This window comes from Pseudomonas sp. LAMO17WK12:I5 (genome assembly GCF_900215165.1).
In the GTDB taxonomy this organism is placed as follows: domain Bacteria; phylum Pseudomonadota; class Gammaproteobacteria; order Pseudomonadales; family Pseudomonadaceae; genus Aquipseudomonas; species Aquipseudomonas putida_A.
In genome coordinates this window covers 175,551-194,790 of record NZ_OBDS01000007.1, presented here as the reverse complement: position 1 = coordinate 194,790, position 19,240 = coordinate 175,551, and the positions used below count along the sequence as shown (strand labels likewise).

The 19,240-nt window shown below is 58.9% G+C and carries 15 protein-coding genes; 7 read left to right on the top strand and 8 right to left on the bottom strand.

Annotation, left to right across the window (positions count from 1 at the left end; translation table 11 throughout):
• Positions 1 to 144 precede the first annotated feature (144 nt).
• The 4 genes from hcnC to CRO59_RS14150 form a co-directional block, all read right to left on the bottom strand.
• Positions 145 to 1,404, bottom strand: a complete 1,260-nt coding sequence (gene hcnC / locus CRO59_RS14165) for a cyanide-forming glycine dehydrogenase subunit HcnC (protein ID WP_097088036.1) — start codon at positions 1,402 to 1,404, stop codon at positions 145 to 147.
• The gene (hcnB, locus tag CRO59_RS14160) at positions 1,397 to 2,806 is read right to left on the bottom strand and encodes a cyanide-forming glycine dehydrogenase subunit HcnB (protein WP_097088037.1); all 1,410 of its coding nucleotides are present in this window, start codon (positions 2,804 to 2,806) and stop codon (positions 1,397 to 1,399) included. Before hcnB ends, hcnC begins: the two co-directional genes overlap by 8 nt.
• Positions 2,803 to 3,117: a cyanide-forming glycine dehydrogenase subunit HcnA gene (hcnA, locus tag CRO59_RS14155; RefSeq protein WP_027613237.1), complete on the bottom strand. Its 315-nt coding sequence runs from the start codon at positions 3,115 to 3,117 to the stop codon at positions 2,803 to 2,805. Before hcnA ends, hcnB begins: the two co-directional genes overlap by 4 nt.
• A 434-nt stretch (positions 3,118 to 3,551) precedes the next feature.
• Complete coding sequence (locus CRO59_RS14150; protein ID WP_027613238.1) at positions 3,552 to 4,493, bottom strand: hypothetical protein; 942 nt, start codon at positions 4,491 to 4,493, stop codon at positions 3,552 to 3,554.
• A gap of 307 nt (positions 4,494 to 4,800) precedes the next feature.
• On the opposite strand from CRO59_RS14150, the gene CRO59_RS14145 reads away from it, so the two are divergent.
• Positions 4,801 to 5,484 carry a response regulator transcription factor gene (locus CRO59_RS14145; protein WP_027613239.1) on the top strand — a complete coding sequence of 228 codons (684 nt, stop codon included), beginning with the start codon at positions 4,801 to 4,803 and terminating at the stop codon, positions 5,482 to 5,484.
• The gene (locus CRO59_RS14140) at positions 5,462 to 6,856 is read left to right on the top strand and encodes a HAMP domain-containing sensor histidine kinase (RefSeq protein WP_097088039.1); all 1,395 of its coding nucleotides are present in this window, start codon (positions 5,462 to 5,464) and stop codon (positions 6,854 to 6,856) included. The genes CRO59_RS14145 and CRO59_RS14140 overlap by 23 nt, the downstream gene beginning before the upstream one ends.
• Positions 6,857 to 6,969: 113 nt before the next feature.
• Here CRO59_RS14140 and CRO59_RS14135 read toward each other — a convergent pair whose 3' ends face one another.
• Both CRO59_RS14135 and CRO59_RS14130 read right to left on the bottom strand, forming a co-directional pair.
• Positions 6,970 to 7,380: an SRPBCC family protein gene (locus tag CRO59_RS14135; RefSeq protein WP_027613241.1), complete on the bottom strand. Its 411-nt coding sequence runs from the start codon at positions 7,378 to 7,380 to the stop codon at positions 6,970 to 6,972.
• Between the two features lie 30 nt (positions 7,381 to 7,410).
• Positions 7,411 to 8,208, bottom strand: a complete 798-nt coding sequence (locus CRO59_RS14130) for an SDR family NAD(P)-dependent oxidoreductase (RefSeq protein WP_027613242.1) — start codon at positions 8,206 to 8,208, stop codon at positions 7,411 to 7,413.
• A 311-nt stretch (positions 8,209 to 8,519) separates the two neighbouring features.
• On the opposite strand from CRO59_RS14130, the gene CRO59_RS14125 reads away from it, so the two are divergent.
• Positions 8,520 to 9,179: an isoprenylcysteine carboxylmethyltransferase family protein gene (locus tag CRO59_RS14125; protein ID WP_027613243.1), complete on the top strand. Its 660-nt coding sequence runs from the start codon at positions 8,520 to 8,522 to the stop codon at positions 9,177 to 9,179.
• 181 nt (positions 9,180 to 9,360) lie between these two features.
• On the opposite strand, the gene CRO59_RS14120 is transcribed toward CRO59_RS14125, so the two are convergent.
• Both CRO59_RS14120 and CRO59_RS14115 read right to left on the bottom strand, forming a co-directional pair.
• Positions 9,361 to 10,029: an HAD-IA family hydrolase gene (locus CRO59_RS14120; RefSeq protein ID WP_097088041.1), complete on the bottom strand. Its 669-nt coding sequence runs from the start codon at positions 10,027 to 10,029 to the stop codon at positions 9,361 to 9,363.
• A 78-nt stretch (positions 10,030 to 10,107) separates the two neighbouring features.
• Positions 10,108 to 10,521: a response regulator gene (locus tag CRO59_RS14115; RefSeq protein ID WP_027613245.1), complete on the bottom strand. Its 414-nt coding sequence runs from the start codon at positions 10,519 to 10,521 to the stop codon at positions 10,108 to 10,110.
• A gap of 199 nt (positions 10,522 to 10,720) precedes the next feature.
• Here CRO59_RS14115 and CRO59_RS14110 point away from each other — a divergent pair, with 199 nt between their 5' ends.
• The 4 genes from CRO59_RS14110 to CRO59_RS14095 all read left to right on the top strand — a co-directional run bounded on the left by CRO59_RS14110 (position 10,721) and on the right by CRO59_RS14095 (position 19,080).
• On the top strand, positions 10,721 to 11,722 hold the full coding sequence (locus tag CRO59_RS14110; protein ID WP_256578428.1) for a class I SAM-dependent methyltransferase: 1,002 nt from the start codon (positions 10,721 to 10,723) through the stop codon (positions 11,720 to 11,722).
• A 285-nt stretch (positions 11,723 to 12,007) separates the two neighbouring features.
• A complete protein-coding gene (locus tag CRO59_RS14105; RefSeq protein ID WP_097088043.1) occupies positions 12,008 to 15,217 on the top strand; it encodes a hypothetical protein in 3,210 nt (1,069 codons plus the stop codon).
• A gap of 60 nt (positions 15,218 to 15,277) precedes the next feature.
• Positions 15,278 to 17,164, top strand: coding sequence for a hypothetical protein (locus tag CRO59_RS14100; RefSeq protein ID WP_097088045.1), 1,887 nt, complete (start codon positions 15,278 to 15,280; stop codon positions 17,162 to 17,164).
• Positions 17,165 to 17,208: 44 nt separating this feature from the next.
• A complete protein-coding gene (locus CRO59_RS14095) occupies positions 17,209 to 19,080 on the top strand; it encodes a hypothetical protein (RefSeq protein ID WP_097088047.1) in 1,872 nt (623 codons plus the stop codon).
• The last annotated feature ends 160 nt before the right edge of the window (positions 19,081 to 19,240 follow it).

Here is a 19,240-nt window from a genome sequence, read left to right as displayed (position 1 = left end):
TTCGCGGGCAAGCCCGCTCCCACAGGTTTTGTGAACGACCGAAAACCCTGTAGGAGCTGCCGCAGGCTGCGATCTTTTGATCTTGATCTTAAAAAAACAAAATCAAAAGATCGCAGCCTGCGGCAGCTCCTACAGGGGATTGGATCAGGCCAGCTCTAATTCACGTTCTTGCTTGACCGGCGCCACCTCAAACCGATCCGCGAGGAACGGTGTGATATCCAGCGGCAGCGCTTCCTGATTGACCAGTTTGTCCAGCAGCACGCCGGTGATCGCTGAGGTCAGAATACCGGTGCGGAAGTGTCCGCAGGCATTCAGGTAACCCTCCACCCCACGCATCGGCCCGAGGATCGGCAGCTCATCCGGCGAGCCCGGACGCAAACCGGCCCAGGTGCGTTTGAGGTTGACGTCCTTGAGTTCCGGCAGGCAGCGCACCGCGCCCTGCACCAGTCCGGCGATTTCCGGGTAGGTGGTGGTGACGTCGAAGCCTTTGTCTTCGGTGGTGCTGCCGATCAGGATCTCGCCGTTGTCCTTCTGTGCCACATAGCAGTCGCTGGTGGTCAGGCAACCGTTGAGGATTTTCGGCATGCGCTCGGTCAGCAGGATCTGGCCTTTCACCGGTTTCACCGGAATCCGCACACCGGTGGCCCACTCGCTCAAGTCCGCCGCCCAGGCACCAGCGGCGTTGATCAGGGTCTTGCAGTGGAACACGCCCTCCTCGGCCGTCTGCACGCCAGTCACGCGGCTGCCGTGGTGCAACACACCGATGACGTTGGTGTTGACGAAGATGTCGACGCCATTCTGCCGCGCGCCTTCCATGTAGGCATCGGCGAGACGGAACGGGCTGACCTGGTGATCGCAGAGAAACTCCAGCGCGCCGCGCGCCTCGTGGCTGACGCTCGGCTCAGCCTCGCGCAGCGCGGCCTGATCGAGCCAGCGTACCTGATCGGCCAGATGCGGAATGCAACTGACGATGTGCTCGGCGTAGAGGCGGTCTTCGTCGTCATAGATGACGAACTTCAGCCCGGTCTTTTCGAACTTGAAATCCATCCCGTGCCTGTCCTTCAGCTCGCGATGCAGCGCCGGGTACAGCGCATTGGACTGCAAGGCGAAATCGAAGAAGGACTCCGGCAGGATGTGCGGCGTGCTGGCGTCCACCGCGACCGCCGCGCCCTGGGTTTCGCGCTTGCGGTTGGCCGACATCATGCGGAAGAAAATCACCCCGCAGCCCAGCCCCACCGACTCACCGATGGCCCACAAGCCTCCGGCCGAAGCGCGGGTCGCGTTGCCCGGGCGCTTGGCGTCGATCACCGCCACCTTGAGGCCCTGGCGCTTGGACAATTGATAGGCGCAGGACGCCCCGATCACGCCGCCACCGGCAATGATCACGTCATAGAACTTACTCATGGGATGCGGCCTCCGTGCCGACGGACTGGAACGCGGAAAAAGGGATCGGATCAATCGGGAAGCGCGGACGCAGCCAGCCGACGTCCTTGCGCCCGGTGGCCTGACGCAAGCGGTCGCTGCAGTAGCCGACACACATCCGCCCCTGACAATCGCCCATGCTGACGCGGGTGCGCATTTTCAGGCTGGCGATGTCCTGCACGCCCTGCTCCAGTGCCAGATCAATGTCCGCGCGGGTTGCATGTTCGCAGCGACAGATCACTGTGTCGGCGGCCGGCAAAGCGGTCTGGCCGACACCGCGTTCGGTGTAACGGTCGACGGCCGCACGGAAGCGCACGATGGATTTGAGTTTGCCCAGATAACGATCGCGGCGTACCTGTGCCAGTTCTTCTTCGATCACCCCGCGTTGCAGCAGGATCGAGGTGGCGGCGATCTTGCCGGCGAGCATCGCCGCTTCACCACCGCGAATCCCGCCCATGTCACCGGCCAGATGCACGTGCGGCTCGTTGCTTTGCTGCCAGTTGTTCGAATTGGCGCGCAGGTAACCGTCGTCGCTGAAACCGTGATCGAGGCCCATCTGCTGACTGAGCTGGGTGCGCGGAATGAAGCCGTAACCGACCGCCAGGGTCTGCGCTTCGAAGCGCTCGATGCGCGTCAGATCCGGCTCCCAGGTGGCCGAGTAAGGTGCCACGGTGACGCTTTTCAGCTCGCCGTCGCCGTGGGCTTCGACCACGCCCCAGCCGTAGTTCATCGGGATGCCGTGCAGTTTCAGGTAAGCGAGCATGCTCAAACCGTCGAGGAACAGCTGCGGCTTGTTCAGCAACGCCAGGCTTTCGCGGGCGATCTTGCCGAAGGCGCAGGCTTCGTACACGCCCGCGACCTTGACGCCGGACGCGTGCAGCTGCGTTGCCACCAGTGGCAGCAACGGCCCGGTACCGGCGATGACCACCGGCCCCTGCGGCTTGACCACGCCACTTTTGATTTGCAGTTGCAGGCCGCCGAGCATGATCACCCCCGGCAGGGTCCAGCCGGGAAACGGCACGCTGCGTTCGTGGCAGCCGGCGGCCAGCAGCAATTGCGGATATTCGATCTCGTGCAGCTGCTCGTCGCCGTCGAGCACCACCAGCGCGCGGGTGCCTTCGGCGCCGACCACGCGATGATTGAGGCGCACGTCGATCAACCCGGACTGTTCCTGGAAATCACCGTGCAGTTTGCTCAGGGCTTCGGAATAGCGCGGCCCCAGATAATCCAGTTGCACGCCGTCGCGCAGCGGCCCGCGATAGACCACGCCACCAAGACGCGAGGCCTCTTCGAGCAAGGTGCAGCGCACCCCATGACGCGCCAGCTCGATGGCCGCCGCCATTCCCGCCGGACCACCGCCGACGATCACCGGTTGCAGGCTCATACGACCTCCTGCTCGTTGATGCGGTTGACCTGGGTTTCGATCTGCATGCCGTCGCGCACCACGGTCTGGCAGGCACGGCGCTTGTGGCGGCCGTTGATCTTCACCAGGCAGCACTGGCACACACCCATGCCGCAGTAGGCGCCGCTGATCTGGCCGTGGTCGTTGCGTGCGACCTGGCGCACGCCAAGGGACTGGATAACGCTCAGGACGGTTTCGCCAATGGCCGCCGTCACCGGTTGACCATTGATGTGGACGGTCATATCCGCCTGGGTCAGGGGCTGGATATCGAAAGTGCGTTCTAGGCAGTGCATTACGAAGTTCATCCGTGAAAAGGTTCAGGGGGAAGGTATTGCGTCAGCTCCTTGCTGCTCTACACCGTGCGGCCCGTTTAATTGTTCGATTACAGGCGGGCTCGCGGGTACTTCGTCAGCGCAGCAAAGTGCGCGTGAAGCACTGTAGTTCAAACCTCAGCGAAGGCCTGGAACATTTACGTTAGGGGAAGTTACAAACGCGAATATTGATCCAGGCCAGTGAAAGCGGTCGGATTGTTCAACGATTCGGTTGAAGAAGACGAATGGTGCACGCCAGAAAGCAAAAAGCCGCTTTCACCGTGAAGTGAAAGCGGCCGAGGCATGGGCCTCAATGGAGCATTGGAATCAGTGTACGAACAGGGCGATCAGGATGATGATCGGGATTGGCACACCGAGGAAAAACAGTAATAGAGAGCGCATGGTGATTCTCCTTGTTAACGGACTGGAGGCAGAGTGGTCGTGGTGGCGTAGGTCTCGACTTCAACGTACTCGACCGCATCCCGGCGACGACCGCCGAAGGTGGCTGCGAGACTGGCGAAGAACGCACCGGCCAGCAACGCGATGAACATCCACAGCGAGGTCCAGGCAGCAACTTTCGCAGCGGTGTCGGCAGCCTGTTGGGCTTTGACTTTGGCGTCGGCGATGGCCTTCTGAGTGCGGGCATACACTTCATCGACACGCTTCTCGGCGTCGGCCTGACTCAGATTGGTTCGTTGTGCGACCAGTTGCGCGAGGTAGGTACGGTCTTCCGGACTGAGTTGGCCGTTGGCCAGGCTCTGGGCGAAGATCCGCGCTACGGCGCCATGGGCGGCATCATCACTGACCGACGCTGGACGGTCATCGCGGAACAGATTGTCGATGTAGTAACCGTACTGATTGCTGTCAGTGTTGGCCGCTGCGCTACCGGCAGCCTGAGTCGCGGCAGCCGCTGCGCCACCGGCGACACTGGCACCGGCCTGCACACCGCCACTGATCACACTGCTGACCGAGCCGACTACCAATACTGCGGTGACCAGCGTGGCCACACACCAGGCGAGGAAGCCATGGGCAGTATCACGAAAATACACTTCATCCCCGTGCATGTTGGCCCACTTCACCCGCAGGCGACCGGCGATGTAGCCACCCAGACCGGAGGCGATGATTTGCGTCGCCGCCAGCCAGACAATCGTCGAAATCCCCAGACCCTTGGCGCTGATGCCCTCCCCGGCCCAAGGTGAAACGGCAGAGAATCCCAAACCGAAGCCAAGCAGCACTAAAATCATCGACAGTGCTGCGGCCGCCGCTGCGCCCGCAAAAATCGCGCCCCAGGACACGCCTGACACGTTGCTCGACTCTCCTTCGAAGGCAGGATAAAACCCATCAGAGGATCTATTCATTGTTGTAGTGCTCCAGGCATGAAAAATGGTGTTACAACTCGTCACGAGATGAATTGCAGCGACCGTGCCAGTCGAGAGCCCGAAATAAATCCTTCAATTTCAATGACTTAAAAAGACTGAACTTCTACATTCATTGCAATTTGCAACAATGGACGGAAAGCAGCGGGTTTTATGCATTGACGCCAACGCCGCGAAGCGCCCCGGATTGACGTTTGTGACAGGCTATACATGAAAGTTAATTTAAAGCGCGACGCAAAATACTTGGCAAAATGCAGCCATTCCGTTTGAACCGATCAAGGCCTGCCCTATGACGCGTATTTTGACCATCGAAGACGACGCCGTGACTGCTCGTGAAATCGTCGCCGAACTCAGCAGCCACGGCCTGCAAGTGGATTGGGTCGACAATGGCCGCGAGGGCCTCGACCGCGCCGTCAGCGGCAACTACGACCTGATCACCCTCGACCGCATGCTGCCGGAACTCGATGGCCTGGCGATCGTCACCACCCTGCGCACCATGGGCGTGGCTACGCCGATTCTGATGATCAGCGCCCTCTCCGATGTCGATGAGCGCGTGCGCGGCTTGCGCGCCGGCGGCGATGATTACCTGACCAAACCGTTCGCCACCGACGAGATGGCCGCACGCGTGGAAGTGCTGCTGCGCCGGCAGAACAGCGTTGCCACCCAGGCCACCACGTTGCAGGTCGCCGACCTCGAACTGGATTTGATCAGCCACGAAGCACGCCGCGCCGGGCAGGTGCTGACGCTGCTGCCCACCGAATACAAGCTGCTGGAATTTCTCATGCGCAACAGCGGGCAGATCCTGTCGCGGATGATGATTTTCGAAGAAGTCTGGGGCTATCACTTCGACCCGGGCACCAACCTGATCGACGTACACATCGGTCGTCTGCGCAAGAAGATCGACGCGGCGGGCAATGTTCCGCTGATTCGCACGGTACGGGGCTCGGGTTATGTCATTGCCGAACCCGTCTGACGGCTGGCGCTCCTCCAGCAGTCGACTGCTGGCGCTGTACAGTTCACTGTTCGTGGCCTGGAGCGCGATCCTCATGGGGGTCATGTATTTCGAGGTCTCCAGCTATCTCGATAACCTCGCCAAGCATTCGCTGATGCAACGTCAGCATCTGTTTTCGCACTTTCGCGGTGAACAACTGGAAGAAGCGCTCGCCGCCAGCATGACCTTCGACATCCGCGGCATCGACGCCTATGGCCTGTTCGACGCCCAGGGTGTTTACCTCGGCGGTGCCTTGCAGCAACTGCCCGAAGGCCTGCCGCTGGATGGCAAGATCCACACCCTGGATGACTGCGCCGATTCCGATGACCCGACCCTGCCCGCCGACAGCTGCGACGCGGTGGCAACCCAGACCCGCGACGGTCGCTGGCTGGTGTTGTTGCGCGATAACGGTTCGTTGTTCGCGGTCACGCGGATCATTCTGCACGCGTTGTTCTGGGGGGTATCACTGACGATTCTGCCGGGGATTGCCGGTTGGCATTTGCTGCGCCGCCGACCAATGCGCCGCATCCGCGCGATTCAAGACAGCGCCCAGGCGATTGTCGCCGGCGACCTGACCCACCGTTTGCCGCTGTCCAACCGCCGCGACGAACTGGACATGCTCGCCGCCATCGTCAACGCCATGCTCGATCGCATCGAACGGCTGATGCATGAAGTCAAAGGTGTGTGCGACAACATCGCCCACGATTTGCGCACGCCGCTGACGCGTTTGCGCGCGCAGTTGTATCGCATGCAACAGCAGGCTGGTGAGGGTTCGCAGGAAGCGGCGCAACTGGATCTGGTGCTGGCCGAGGCCGATACGCTGATGGCGCGGTTCCGTGGGTTGCTGCGGATTTCCGAGCTGGAAGACCGTCAGCGGCGCTCAGGTTTTGTCGAGCTCGATCCGGTGCAATTGCTCGAAGAACTGCATGAGTTTTACCTGCCGCTGGCCGAGGAAGGCGAGCTGCTGTTCGTGCTGAACATGCCGGAAACCCTGCCGCCGCTCAATGGCGACCGAGCGTTGCTGTTCGAGGCGCTGGCGAATCTGTTGAGCAACTCGATCAAGTTCACCCCGGCAGGCGGTACGGTGATTTTGCGCGGAGTGAATGACGGTGGGCATACGCGGATCGAAGTCCACGACTCCGGCCCCGGGATTCCCGAAGCCGAGCGTGAGGCGGTGTTCCAGCGTTTCTATCGTGCCGAGGGCGGGCAACCGCAGAGCGGCTTTGGCCTGGGCTTGTCGATTGTCGCGGCGATTGTCAGCCTGCATGGCTTCAATCTTGAGGTGGGCAGCAGTGAGCTGGGCGGTGCAAAACTGGTGCTGGATTGTCGGCAGAGTTTGATCGCCAACTCCTGATCCCCTGTGGGAGCGAGCCTGCTCGCGAATGCGGTGTGACAGTCAATGCAGATGTTGACCGATCCGACGCCTTCGCGAGCAGGCTCGCTCCCACAGTTTTTGCGTTTTGCCTGTCAGGTCGGGTAATTGGCCCGCAGCGCCTCAAGGCCACCCTGATAGATGCCATTGAACAGCGCGACCACTTCCTCTTCGCTCACGCCCTTGGCGTTGAAGCGTCCCGACCACGTCACTCGAGCGCCCTGCCCCTGAGCTTCAACCTTGATCGTCGCCAGATAGTCAGTCGCCGGGAACGGTGCCTGTTCGATCGAGTAGCTGTAGGTCCTGGCAGCGTTGTCGAACGCTTGCAGACGCTCGATCACCACCGCGCCGTCGGCGGTTTGCAGGGTGCGCACGCGTCCGCCTTCGCTCAGTTCACTCTTGGGAATCAACGGCAGCCAGTCCGGCAGCGTGTTGAAGCCGCCGATCAATTGCCAGACCTGATCGGCCGAAGCCGGGATGTCGATGGTTGCTGATGCAGTTGCCATAAATAAACGTTTCTCCAGAGTCTTCGCGGTTCAGATCGCCATACTGTCGACTACACCGCCATCCACGCGCAAGGCCGCGCCAGTGGTGGCGGAGGAAAACGGCGAAGCGATGTACGTAACCAGATGCGCCACCTCGGCAACATCGGCCACCCGCTGGATGATCGACGTCGGCCGCGCTCTGCGCACAAACGCATCAGCCTCTTCACGCAGATTACGGCCGGACTCGGCCGCAGCATCCTTGAGCATGTGTTCCACGCCACCGGTAAACGTCGGCCCCGGCAGGATCGCATTGACCGTCACACCGGTGCCCGCCAGACGCTTGGCCAAGCCATGGGACACCGCCAGGTTGGCGCTTTTGGTCACGCCGTAATTAAGCATGTCGGCCGGGGTCGCCACACCGGATTCCGAGGACAGGAAAATCACCCGTCCCCAGCCCTGCTCGACCATCGCCGGCACGTAATGCCGCGACAGGCGCACGCCGGAAATCACGTTGACCTCGTAGAAACGCGTCCACTCGCTGTCCGGGGTGTCGAAGAAATCCACGGCGTCGAAAATGCCGAGGTTGTTCACCAGAATGTCTGCGCGCGGTTCAGCGGCGAACAGTTTTTCCGCACCTTCGGCAGTGCCCAGGTCGGCCGTCAGTCCGCGCAGTTGCGCACCCGGCACCTGCTGGCGAATGCTCGCCAGCGCTTGCTCGACCTTGGCCGTTTCACGCCCGATCACCACAACCGTGGCTCCGGCCTCGGCCAGTGACTGACTGATGCCCAGACCAATGCCACCCGTGCTGCCGCTGACGATGGCCAGTTTTCCACTCAAGTCGATTTTCATGGGTTCACCTCTTTGATGGGCAATACACGGACAAATAGAAGGAATGGATCAGCGTAGACGCGATGTTGGCCGGATGAAGGCGTTGCCGACCAAAGACTGGTCACGACCGATCCGACGCCTACGCGAGCAAGCCCGCTCCCACTTGGGATTGTCGGTGGATGGAGGCTCTCGGGCTGGCCCGGATCAAGGATGGGAGTGGGCTTGCTCACGACGGGGCCGGGACATCCGGCTTCAAGGTGACTGATCCGGTACCTACGCGGGTTCAGCGGCGTCCTACACTGAAAGGATCAGCCGCTTTTCAAGAGATGATCATGAAAATGTCTGCGCAAATGACCGTGGTTGCGGTGCTCGCCACCCTCGCCTACCTGGGCCTGGCGGTGTGGGGCATTGGTGGGCCGGCGGTGTTCTTTTCGCATGGGGCGCTGGTGCTGGTGGCGCTGGCCACGGTGCTGATGGTGGTGGCGTCGCTGTTCACCGACGTGAACATGAGTTCGGGCGAGCGCGAGGACCGCGCCAATCGCTGGGTGATTCCGGCGTTCGGCGTGATCGGTCTGGTCAGCGGTTTTCTCCCGGCGTACTGCGATCGCATCGACTTCTGGACCTTCGGCGCTGAAGGCGTGCGCTGGCTCGGCGCCTTGCTGTTTATCGTCGGTGGCACGCTGCGGCTGTGGCCGGTGTTTGTGCTGGGCTGGCGGTTCAGCGGTTTGGTGGCGATTCAGCCGGGGCATCGGCTGGTCACCGACGGCATTTACACACGCCTGCGCAATCCGAGCTATCTGGGGCTGGTGGTCAACGCCGTGGGCTGGGCGCTGGCGTTTCGTTCCAGTGTCGGGTTGATTCTGGCGGCGCTGACGCTGATTCCACTGATCGCACGTATTCACTCGGAAGAGGCGCTGCTGCGCGGGCAGTTTGGTGCAGAGTACGAGGCTTATTGCGCGCGTAGCTGGCGATTGTTGCCGGGGGTTTACTGACGCCATCGCCAGCAGACTGAACTGGCTCCTGCAGTGTTGGATAGCGGGCAACATTTACGGCCCGACATTGATCGAATGTGGGAGCGGGCTTGCTCGCGAATGCGCTGAATCAGTCGACATCGCATGCAACTGAAAGACCGCATTCGCGAGCAAGCCCGCTCCCACAGGGGACTTTGTAGTGTCAGGCCTTTTGCAGGTGCAGTTGACCTTGGCTATCGACGACAACGCTCAGCGGCTCATAACTGTCGATAGTCGCGTGGCGGGTTTCGATGGGATGCTGGTGCGTCGTGGTGATGATCATCAGCGCTGCACCTGCCGCTTCAGCGGCCTGAATACCGACAGTGGCATCTTCGAAAATCAGGCAATCAGCGGGATCAAGCCCCAGACGTTGCGCGGCCAGAAGATAACCCGCCGGATCAGGCTTGCCAGCCGTCACATCCTCCGCCGTGATCATTACTGCAGGCTCGCAAATCCCCGCCGCAGCCATCCGCCGCAACGCCAGAGCCCGTGGCGCCGAGGTCACCATGGCCCAGCGTTCGACAGGCAGGCTGGCGAGAAACGCCGCGGCCCCAGGTATCTGCACAATCCCTTCGACATCATCGATTTCCGCCTGCGCGATAAACGCCGCTTGCGCCTCGGCGTCCACTCCCGGCAGGTTCAGCCGGCGGATGGTGTCGATGGCGCGAGCACCGTGTATGGTCGGCAGGAAACTCTCGACATCAACCCCGTGACGCTCGGCCCACGCTGCCCAGACTCGCTCGGCAGCAGCGATGGAATTGAGGACGGTGCCGTCCATGTCGAACAGGAACGCGCCGAACGCGCGATCAAAGACGTTATCGTGAGCAGACAAAAGGTCGCATCCTTTGACAGAACTGGGCGGATTGGCCGGGCAATGTAGCATTTTTACCCGGCAGTTCGACCCGCCACCTCAGTGCAGACGTGGCGCCTTGGACTTGAAAGCGCTGTCGACACAGTCAAGCAACTGGCCGATCGCCCAGGGCTTTTTGATGAACGCCACCGGATGCTTGACCCCGGAAGTTTCCGGGGTTTCATAACCGGACATGACCATCACCGGCTTTTCCGGCCAGCGGTCGCCAACCAGATTGGCCAGCCCGGCGCCGTTGATTTCACCGGGCATGGTGATGTCGGTCAGCAGCAACGCGACATCCGACGCGTGCTTTTCCAGATACAGCTTGGCGGCATCCGCGCTGGTTTGCGGCTCGACCTTAAAACCTTCCTCCTGAAGAATTTCGCAGAGAAACTCCAGAATCAACGGGTCGTCCTCAACCACCAGAATCAACCCGCCAGGAAGGAGCGCGCTCGGTGTCGGTGTTGGACTCATGAACTGGCACTCCCTGAATTGCATTAACGACTTAGCGGCTCAAATCCGCTGCTTATCTGGTATGAGCAGCGCGCCCTGCATAAATTCATTTTTGATACAGGTCTTTTCTTAACAGTCGACAGTGGCCTTGGCTGACCGGCGTTCGTCAGGCGGTTTTTGTGGTTAAAATGCCGGCCCTTTTGCTTGCCGACCGTGACTGATGAACCCTGAAGCCCTCGCCACCCTCCGCGCCCATCTGCTGTCTGCAATCGCTGCGGCACCGAGCGAAACCCGCCGCCTGTTCCATGGGCGCGGGCGTTGCTGGCCGGGGCTGGAACAGTTGACGGTGGACTGGCTGCAAGGCGTGGTGCTGGTGTCGCTGTTCAAGGAGCCGCAGCCCGAACAGCTCGAAGCGCTCAAGCAATCGCTGCTCGACCTCAGCACCTCGGCGGAATGGCAAGAGTCCGGTGCCCACACCTTGCTGGTGCAACATCGTTACCTGCCGCAGAGCACCGCCGAATGGCTGCTGGGCAATGAAATCGACGAGATGAGCATCGTCGAGGGCGGCTTGCAGTACCGCGTCGACCTGGGCCGCAAGCAAAACGCCGGGCTGTTTCTCGACATGCGCTACGGGCGCAACTGGGTGCGTGAGCAGGCCGCAGGCAAACGCGTGCTGAACCTGTTCGCCTACACCTGCGGGTTTTCCGTGGCAGCAATCGAAGGCGGCGCCAGCCATGTGGTCAACCTCGACATGTCCCGCGCCGCACTGAGCCGCGGTCGTGACAATCACCGGCTGAACGGGCATGACCTGAGCAAGGTGAGTTTCCTCGGCCACGACCTGTTCAAGTCGTGGGGCAAGGTGATCAACAGCGGCCCGTACGACTTGGTGATCATCGACCCGCCATCGTTCCAGAAAGGCAGTTTTCTGCTGACCAAGGATTACCAGCGCGTATTGCGTCGTTTACCGGAATTGCTCACGGCTGACGGCACGGTGCTGGCGTGCATGAATGATCCGTCGTTCGGTTCGGATTTTTTGATCGATGGCGTGACGCAAGAGGCGCCAAGCTTGCGCTTTGAGCAGCGGCTGGAGAATCCGCCGGAGTTTCCGGATATTGATCCTGAGAGCGGTCTGAAGGCGCTCGTCTTCAAACGCCTCGGACTGACCCGACATCCCGCGAACCCCGCTCATCCCTGTAGGAGTGAGCCTGCTCGCGAAGACTGACTCACCGGCAACCCATTTCTTCAGAAGGACAAAACCCGCCGCCCCGATCAACCGGGGCGGCGGGTTTTGTCGTTCAGGCCGAGATCAACCGTCCCCACCTACAATGCGTGCTCACTGAGCATGCCGCTGACGACTTTCGCCCTGTCCTGCCCGCGAACAATCACCCCGGCGCCTCGCGACCGTTCATCGCAAATACCTCCTCACCTGTAATTTCTGACAGTAGCCAACCCTCAGTCACCCGCCTTAAATGACTCCGTCACTCAAACTCGTGCCGGAGTACCTGCCATGCTGACCCACCCCGTTAACGGCATTGCCCCACAGGCCTTGCGAGCTCCGGACATCCCCGGACGTACCGAGCCGCCATTGCCATCCGGTGAATGGGGCATCAATCGTGCAGCCGCACTGGACAACTTCCCGCTCAAGGGCCTGAAAGTTTTCATCCTGCCATGGGCCGACATGAGGAAGAGCGACTGGGTCGAGTTGTACTACGATGGCGCCAGCGTCGATCAGCACACGATCACCGAGGACATCGAGATCGACGAGCGCGTGACCTTGTGGGTGCAACCGGGTCGCATCAACAGCGGCCCTCATACACTGGGCTATACCGTGCATCGCGCCAACCAGGTCGCTGAACCTTACGAGCCGCCAGTCAGGATCTATATCAAGCTCGAACTGCCCGGTGGCCAGGATGTGAACCCCAGGCCCGGTGAGCATTCGGAGCTGTACCAATACATCGATCCGCAAATCGTCGCCGACGGCGTGGACAGTGACAGCGCCAAAAATGGCGTGCAGGTCATCATCCAGGCCAAACCCGGCAGCCCTTCGAAACTGCCTTATCCGAACTGCGCAGCCGGTGATGTGATCACGCTCAGTTGGGGCGGCGTGCGGGTTTACTCCATACCGGTCACGCAGCCCCAGGTCGACGACCCGGACGCCCATCCCATCGTTGTCCTGGTCACTGAAGCGGACATTCTCGAGGCTGGGGACTCAGGTCCCGACGGACTGGCCGTGACCTTCACCGTCCACGACCTTGTAAACAACGCGGCCGAAGACTGGTGCACGGAAACCCGCATCGTCGTCGACACCGGCAACTCGCGACTGGATGCACCGATCCTTGATCAGGCCAACGGTCACGTCCTGGACCTCGATTTGCTCAATGACGAGGAACTGCTGCTGAAGGTCTGGGCTGACCCAGAGGGGGTGTACCAGGAAAACGATGTGATCATCATGTACATCAAGGGCACTTCCGAAAGCGGCGAGCCAGTGAAGCGCCAGTCTCGTCAAACCATCAGCAAACGACCGCCGGTAGTGGTCGAAATCCTTTTGCCCAACAGCGCCGCTCGGGCACTGGCCAACACCCAGGCGCTGTTCTTCTACGAGCTGGAACGGGGCGGCGCGGTCATTCAGCACTCCAGAGGTCGCTTCATCAGCATCATCGGTGAACCTTATCGTCTCGCAGCGCCGATCGCCGTGGATGCCGTCGGTGGTGCGCTCCACCCAGACCTGGCGCCGATTCGCGTCCGTATCCCTAACGACGAGCGTATCGAAGAAGGCATGGCCATTGAACTCAAATGGCTGGGCACCCGGGCCGACCTGAGCACCTATGAGCCGGAGCTGCCGTGGCATTTCCCCGACGCGGACGAGGCCACACATCCGGCAGGGTTCATCGTCAGCGTAGATGATAACCGGCACCTCAAGACCCTCGAGGGCGGTACTCTGGATCTGTCCTACAACGTGCTCAGCGACGAGGACGATGAGATCGTCATTCGGGCATCCTTGCATGCGCCACTGCTGACGGTGGGCGAAGCAAAACCGGAACTGGTGCCACCGATCGTCCTTGGTGAACAGGACGGCGCACTGGAACCCAAGGACCTGCCCAACGGCACAAGCAAAATCACCTGTCCGAACCCGATCGCCAACCCGACCAAAGCCAAAGATGTGGTCATCTGGCAATTGCGTGATGCCTATAACGTGCTGCTTGACGAAGGCAGCAAAATCCTCAACACCCTCAATGCCGGCAAACCTGTGGATTTCACCCTTGATGCGGCATTTGTCCAGCAGTATTTCGAAGCCCGACGAGGGGAAACACTCAGTGTCAGCTACAGCATTCTGCGGTTCGAAACAGGCAATACCAGTCATTCGAACCCGTTGGTTTTTGTGGTGGGTAATTCACACTCCGGAAAGCTCACTGTTGTAGGCAACCGGTCACAGACCTCCCCACGCTACCATTCGAACTTGAGCCGTCTGACCGCCTCTTTTCTAATAAATGGAAGAATCAATACCCCAACTGAAGCTGTATGGATGTACGCGGGCGATACCGAAGGTGCCCTAGCCCAGTCGTTTCTTGATACCGAACCAGAGAAACCCTTGATCGTTTCCCTGCTGGACGGTGAGAACATCATTGCTCGCACAGTGCTGCGTCCCGGCAACGTCAGCGGGATATTCAATCTCGCAAACCGTCACAGCGGCTGCATTATCAAAGACGACGGAAATGTTTTTGGATGGAGTGATAACACTGAAATGTTGCCGCCATCCGAGTTGAAAGATGTGCGTTATGTGGCAGCTGGCGGCCACGCATTTGCTGCACTGAAAAAAGACGACACCGTCGTTGCCTGGGGAGCTACTTCTCTTGGAGGCTACATTGCGCCAGAAATCGAGAAAGAACTTACGAATGTAGGAAAACTGGCAGCGACCGATGGCGCTTTCGTCGCCCTCCGTAAAGACGGCCAACTTGTCGCATGGGGCAATCCTGAATATGGAGGCTCGATCCCTGTATCTGCTATCTCTGAGCTCGGTCCTGCCAAAAAAGTCATCGGCAACACCGCAGACTTCACAGTGCTATTAATTGACGGTCGCGTATTCAGTTGGGGAGCCAGTTGGCCTGAGGGATTTTGGGTATCCGGTGCGCGCGGAGCTACCCAACTGTCTGCAAGTGACCGCGCCTTTTGTGCGCTGAACGCTGATCGCAGTGTCGTCGCATGGGGATCGCCCGAGCACGGGGGCGTGATGCCTGGCAGAACACATAATTGTGCAGAAGAAGTCGTTCTTGTCACCTCCACCAGTGCCGCATTCGCCGCCCTGAGATCTGACGGGACGGTCATCGCGTGGGGAAACCAACGGTTTGGTGGCGAGACGCCCAGCGGTCTTCAAAGCGTGTCACATCTATCGGGGTCGACGACGGCTTTTTGTGCGCTCAAAACCGACGGTTCATTATTCGCATGGGGGGTGTCCGAGGAGGGTGGACAGATTCCCGAAGGACTTGCCCCTGCCCTTTCAATCGCCAGTTCCTATGGCTCATTCAGTGCAGTGCTCACCACACATCGCGCCGTTTCCTGGGGCGTAAACACCTCATCTACGCAACTTCAATCCGTTGCTTGTGCCTACGCAGCCGGCCCGCATCTGGTGCTACTGAGCGCGGACAGGCTACTGCAGTCGGCAGGCCCGAACGCGCCTGATCTGAAGGCATTGTCAGGGCTGGTTTCTTACACCGAGTGAGTTCATCTCGCTCACATTGCCTGCCCGCGAACAGGGCACTCGTCGAATGGAGTTACAGGTATGAACACCAACACCAAAGCAATTCCGATCGTCAAACAAGTAGCAATCATGGGGGAACCTGAAATAGGTGGAACCCTGACTGGCAGCTACATATATGAAAACCCAGATGAAAATCCCGAAGGGAAATCCACCTTTTGCTGGTATGACGAGGCAAGCGGCGGAACCGTTATCGCGACCTCAATCGACCTGACCTTGGTCACTGCGCATGCAGGGATGAAACTTACGTTTTCGGTGACTCCCGTTGCGGCATCGGGAGAAACAGGCATCGAATCATTTTCCAGTCCCGTTCAAGTAGTCCAGGATGGTTTTCAAAACATTTCAGATGAAGAAAGTGAAAACAGTTTTTTGAAACAGAGAGGCCAGTTCGCTTTTCATGCGAACGGACCAAAGGACGGAGTATTCACCTCCACCGCAGGAGCATTTGCCCTGAAGAGCAGAGTCACACAAAACGTCACTGTTGTAGGCACGCAGAGCTTTGGTGGCGTAGTCCCTCCAGAGATTGCGACATACCTGAGAAACAACCCTGCTATCAGAATGTTCACCACCACAACGAATTTTGGTGCCCTGGTGCCCATAGGTGAACACAATCAGTTGCTCGTCTGGGGGCCTGGAATACCGGCGACGTTACCTAACCTTCAAGACATCAAGTCGGTCTACAGCAACGGCTCCTCGCTAGCGTTCATATATGAAAATCCGCCCTCCGGGGAAAACACCATCGGCGCTGTCGGTACGGCAGCAACGGGCGGTGTGGTGCCGGTCGAAGTACAAAACAAACTGATGTTTGATCGCCCGAAAGCCATCTACGCCACTCTCGATGCTTTCACCGTGCTCACAAACAGTGGACGCGTATATGCCTGGGGTAACGCAGCGAATGGCGGGAAAATTCCGACCGATGTACAGACTCAATTGAATTCCATGACAGTCGATCGCATTGTTGCTTCCCGAACAGCATTTTGTGCCCTGACGGCATCCGGAGAAATCATTGCCTGGGGCGCTAACGGCGCTATTCCCGCAGCAACTCTTGAGAAAATTTATGACGATGGCGGAGCGCTGAATGTCATTGCCAATGACAGCGCATTCATCGCTATAACCAGAGGCCGCAGAAAAGCCGCTACATGGGGATTGGCTGCATACGGCGGAACCATGTCAGAGGCCGCCGCCAGCCTTGCAGCCAGAGGAAATCTCGCGCTTTGCGCAGCTGCGCCTTGGGCCATGTGCTTCATCAACGAAAGCGGACAAGCGGCTGCATGGGGATCGGCAGGCCACGGTGGTGGAGCCATTCCGGCCCAAGGCGCCGGGGAAGAAACCTCGACTTTGCCCTTGAATGCACAGCCGTTATTGGAGCAAGGCGAAACCCAGGCGCAGATCGAGAGCATGTTCAGCAATGCCAGATTCTCAAAAAGCCTAAATAGCCGCGTGTCTGCCAGTGTCACCCTGACCAACGGTGAGGCGATCGAACTGACGCGCAACGATGGCAGCTTTGTCTTGCTCAACCGGCATCCCGACGGACGCACAAAGAATCTGGTCTCTTGGGGTTTGGCTGCGACGGGAGGCACGATACCCAGCGATATCAAGCAAACACTGATGGCCAGTCGCATTAGAAAAATCTACTGCAGCAATGGTGCTTACGCAGCTCTGGTTGACCAAGGCACAACCGAAGGTGTGGTCGTCACCTGGGGACGTGCCTCACAGGATGGCGGGACAATTCCGGCCGCTCTTCGAGACGCATTGAGTAGCGGTGTTGTCGAAATTTATACCATCCAGGGCGCTCCAGCACCTTCGACCGCGACGGTTCCAGCCGCCTTCGCGGCACGCAAATCTAACAACAATTATGTGACGTGGGGTGCCCACGTCAAACAAGAAGAATTCGAACCAGGGCGCAACTGAGTTAGCGACTACAGCAGTTCACCTGAACGCAAAGGAGCATCGCAATGAGTACGATAGCCGAACCGATTGCGCGGGACGTGATCATCATCGGGGAACCAGTCATTGGTGGTTTTGTACGCGGCAGTTATCGCTATGACAATGCTGATGAAAATCCTGAAGGAGTTTCCCGCTATCAGTGGTATCTCGATAACGTAAAAATCGAAGCGCCGGAAGGTGTAGCCATCGATTTGCGGATAAAGTCTGAGTACAGCGGACGAGCAATCATATTCGCTGTCATTCCGGTGGCCGCTAATGGTGAGACCGGTAAGGAAACCCGCTCTGTCGCCAAAACTGTGGACCCTGATTTTCAAGGCATCACCCGGGAGGAAAATGAGAACAGTTTTTTAAAGCAATGGGGAAATTTCTCCGCCCATGTTCCTGAGCCGCCTGATCGAGTATTTGTCTCGACGGGAGGCGCTTTTGGCCTGATTGATCCAGATACGCAGGATATTTACTTCGAGGGGCAGACGGGTTGGGGATTGCCGGTTCCACCCGACATCATCAATTTTCTGAAAAACAATCCGGCTACTCGATTGTTTTCAACTGAAAAGGATTTTGCCGCACTGGTAACCAACGGTTCGAGCAATCAGCTACTGGTCTGGGGAGCCAATATTCCGGCCGGCCACTCCGTGAAGCTGACTGATATCGAGTCGGTTTACAGCAACCGAGTGTGTTTCGCTTTCATCTATAAAGATCCGACAGGTGATCAAAACAGAATAGGCGCTATTGGTTTGAAAGGCTCCGGCGATACCATTCCGGAACTGATCCAGCGAGCCCTCTGGTTTGATGCACCGGTCGCCATCCACGCGACGGAAAACGCGTTCGCCGTTCGTACGCAAAAAGGCAAAGTCTATGCGTGGGGCAATACTAATAATGGCGGAGCAATTAACGCCGATGCACAAGTGCAACTCGACAATATATTCGTCGAACGAATTATTGCAGCGGCGGCGGCGTTTTGTGCAATTGGGCGTAATGGCGAAATCGTGACGTGGGGAAAGGCAGCCGATGGCGGTGCAATTCCGTCTGGCAAGCTGGAGACGATCATCAATGACGGTGGCGTTAATTCAGTCACGGCATCTACCACAGCATTTTGCGCAATCACCCGTGACAGACGTAAGGCTGTCAGTTGGGGGCTCAATGGTGAGGGCGGATTGATGTCTGAATCGGCTTCCCTGATCGCAGCGCGTGGCGGTGTACTGTTATGCAAGGCAACTCGTTGGGCGTTTTGCATTATCACCGAACGCGGAGAGGCAGAAGCTTGGGGAGCGCAGCGTTATGGAGGAGCCTCCATCACTGCAGCCACTCGTAACGAGATTGAAGCAGCCATCAAGGATATGCAGCCAAAGCCCGAAGATGCTCACGGTCATGTTGGTAGTCGAGCCATTACAGTTCCAGGAATACTCAGCCTTTATTCCAATGATTTGAGCTTCTTTCTTTTGAGTCAGCACGACGACGGTAGGACCCGAGCCGTGGTGGTCTGGGGAATGAATACTCACGGGGGAGCAATCTCGCTAGGCGTTCGCCAGGCACTGATGGCCAGCAGGATTACTGGCGTTTACTGTACAAATGGCGCGTATGGCGTTGTGGCGACTCAAGGGAGTGTGTACGGCGCGGTCATCGTCTGGGGAGCAACTTTGGCGATGGAAGATGCTGGGGAAATTCCACCAGAATTGGCCCAGTACCTCAGCGATGAGGTCGTGGAGCTCTACTCAATCAAACGTTATCCGTTTTACCAGGCACCGCCTCCCAATCCACCGCCTATTGATCCATCTTTCGCGGCAAGACGTCGAGACGGGAGTTACGTGCTTTGGGGTGGGAATGTTAAGAATCAGTACTATAAGCCGCAACCTGGGCTGAGAAATGGGACGCTGAAGTAGATATACCGTAATGAAAGAAACTTCCCGACATCGTGCCTGTTCAATCACTGATCCGGCACGATGTAGCTCATGGATGTTTAAGCGATCTCTAAACAAACAAGAACACTTGCGTCATTGCCTTCAGACACCAAAAGTCGCTGACTTTCGTGCCTCGAAGGCG

Bases quoted from the DNA above. Each gene is read 5' to 3' on its own strand.
- CRO59_RS14140 (WP_097088039.1), top strand. From the start codon at position 5,462: ATGTCATTGCCGAACCCGTCTGACGGCTGGCGCTCCTCCAGCAGTCGA.
- CRO59_RS14135 (WP_027613241.1), bottom strand. From the start codon at position 7,380: ATGGCAACTGCATCAGCAACCATCGACATCCCGGCTTCGGCCGATCAG.
- CRO59_RS14125 (WP_027613243.1), top strand. From the start codon at position 8,520: ATGAAAATGTCTGCGCAAATGACCGTGGTTGCGGTGCTCGCCACCCTC.
- CRO59_RS14100 (WP_097088045.1), top strand. From the start codon at position 15,278: ATGAACACCAACACCAAAGCAATTCCGATCGTCAAACAAGTAGCAATC.
- CRO59_RS14095 (WP_097088047.1), top strand. From the start codon at position 17,209: ATGAGTACGATAGCCGAACCGATTGCGCGGGACGTGATCATCATCGGG.
- hcnC (WP_097088036.1), bottom strand. From the start codon at position 1,404: ATGAGTAAGTTCTATGACGTGATCATTGCCGGTGGCGGCGTGATCGGG.
- hcnA (WP_027613237.1), bottom strand. From the start codon at position 3,117: ATGCACTGCCTAGAACGCACTTTCGATATCCAGCCCCTGACCCAGGCG.
- CRO59_RS14130 (WP_027613242.1), bottom strand. From the start codon at position 8,208: ATGAAAATCGACTTGAGTGGAAAACTGGCCATCGTCAGCGGCAGCACG.
- CRO59_RS14105 (WP_097088043.1), top strand. From the start codon at position 12,008: ATGCTGACCCACCCCGTTAACGGCATTGCCCCACAGGCCTTGCGAGCT.
- CRO59_RS14115 (WP_027613245.1), bottom strand. From the start codon at position 10,521: ATGAGTCCAACACCGACACCGAGCGCGCTCCTTCCTGGCGGGTTGATT.
- CRO59_RS14110 (WP_256578428.1), top strand. From the start codon at position 10,721: ATGAACCCTGAAGCCCTCGCCACCCTCCGCGCCCATCTGCTGTCTGCA.
- CRO59_RS14145 (WP_027613239.1), top strand. From the start codon at position 4,801: ATGACGCGTATTTTGACCATCGAAGACGACGCCGTGACTGCTCGTGAA.
- CRO59_RS14150 (WP_027613238.1), bottom strand. From the start codon at position 4,493: ATGAATAGATCCTCTGATGGGTTTTATCCTGCCTTCGAAGGAGAGTCG.
- hcnB (WP_097088037.1), bottom strand. From the start codon at position 2,806: ATGAGCCTGCAACCGGTGATCGTCGGCGGTGGTCCGGCGGGAATGGCG.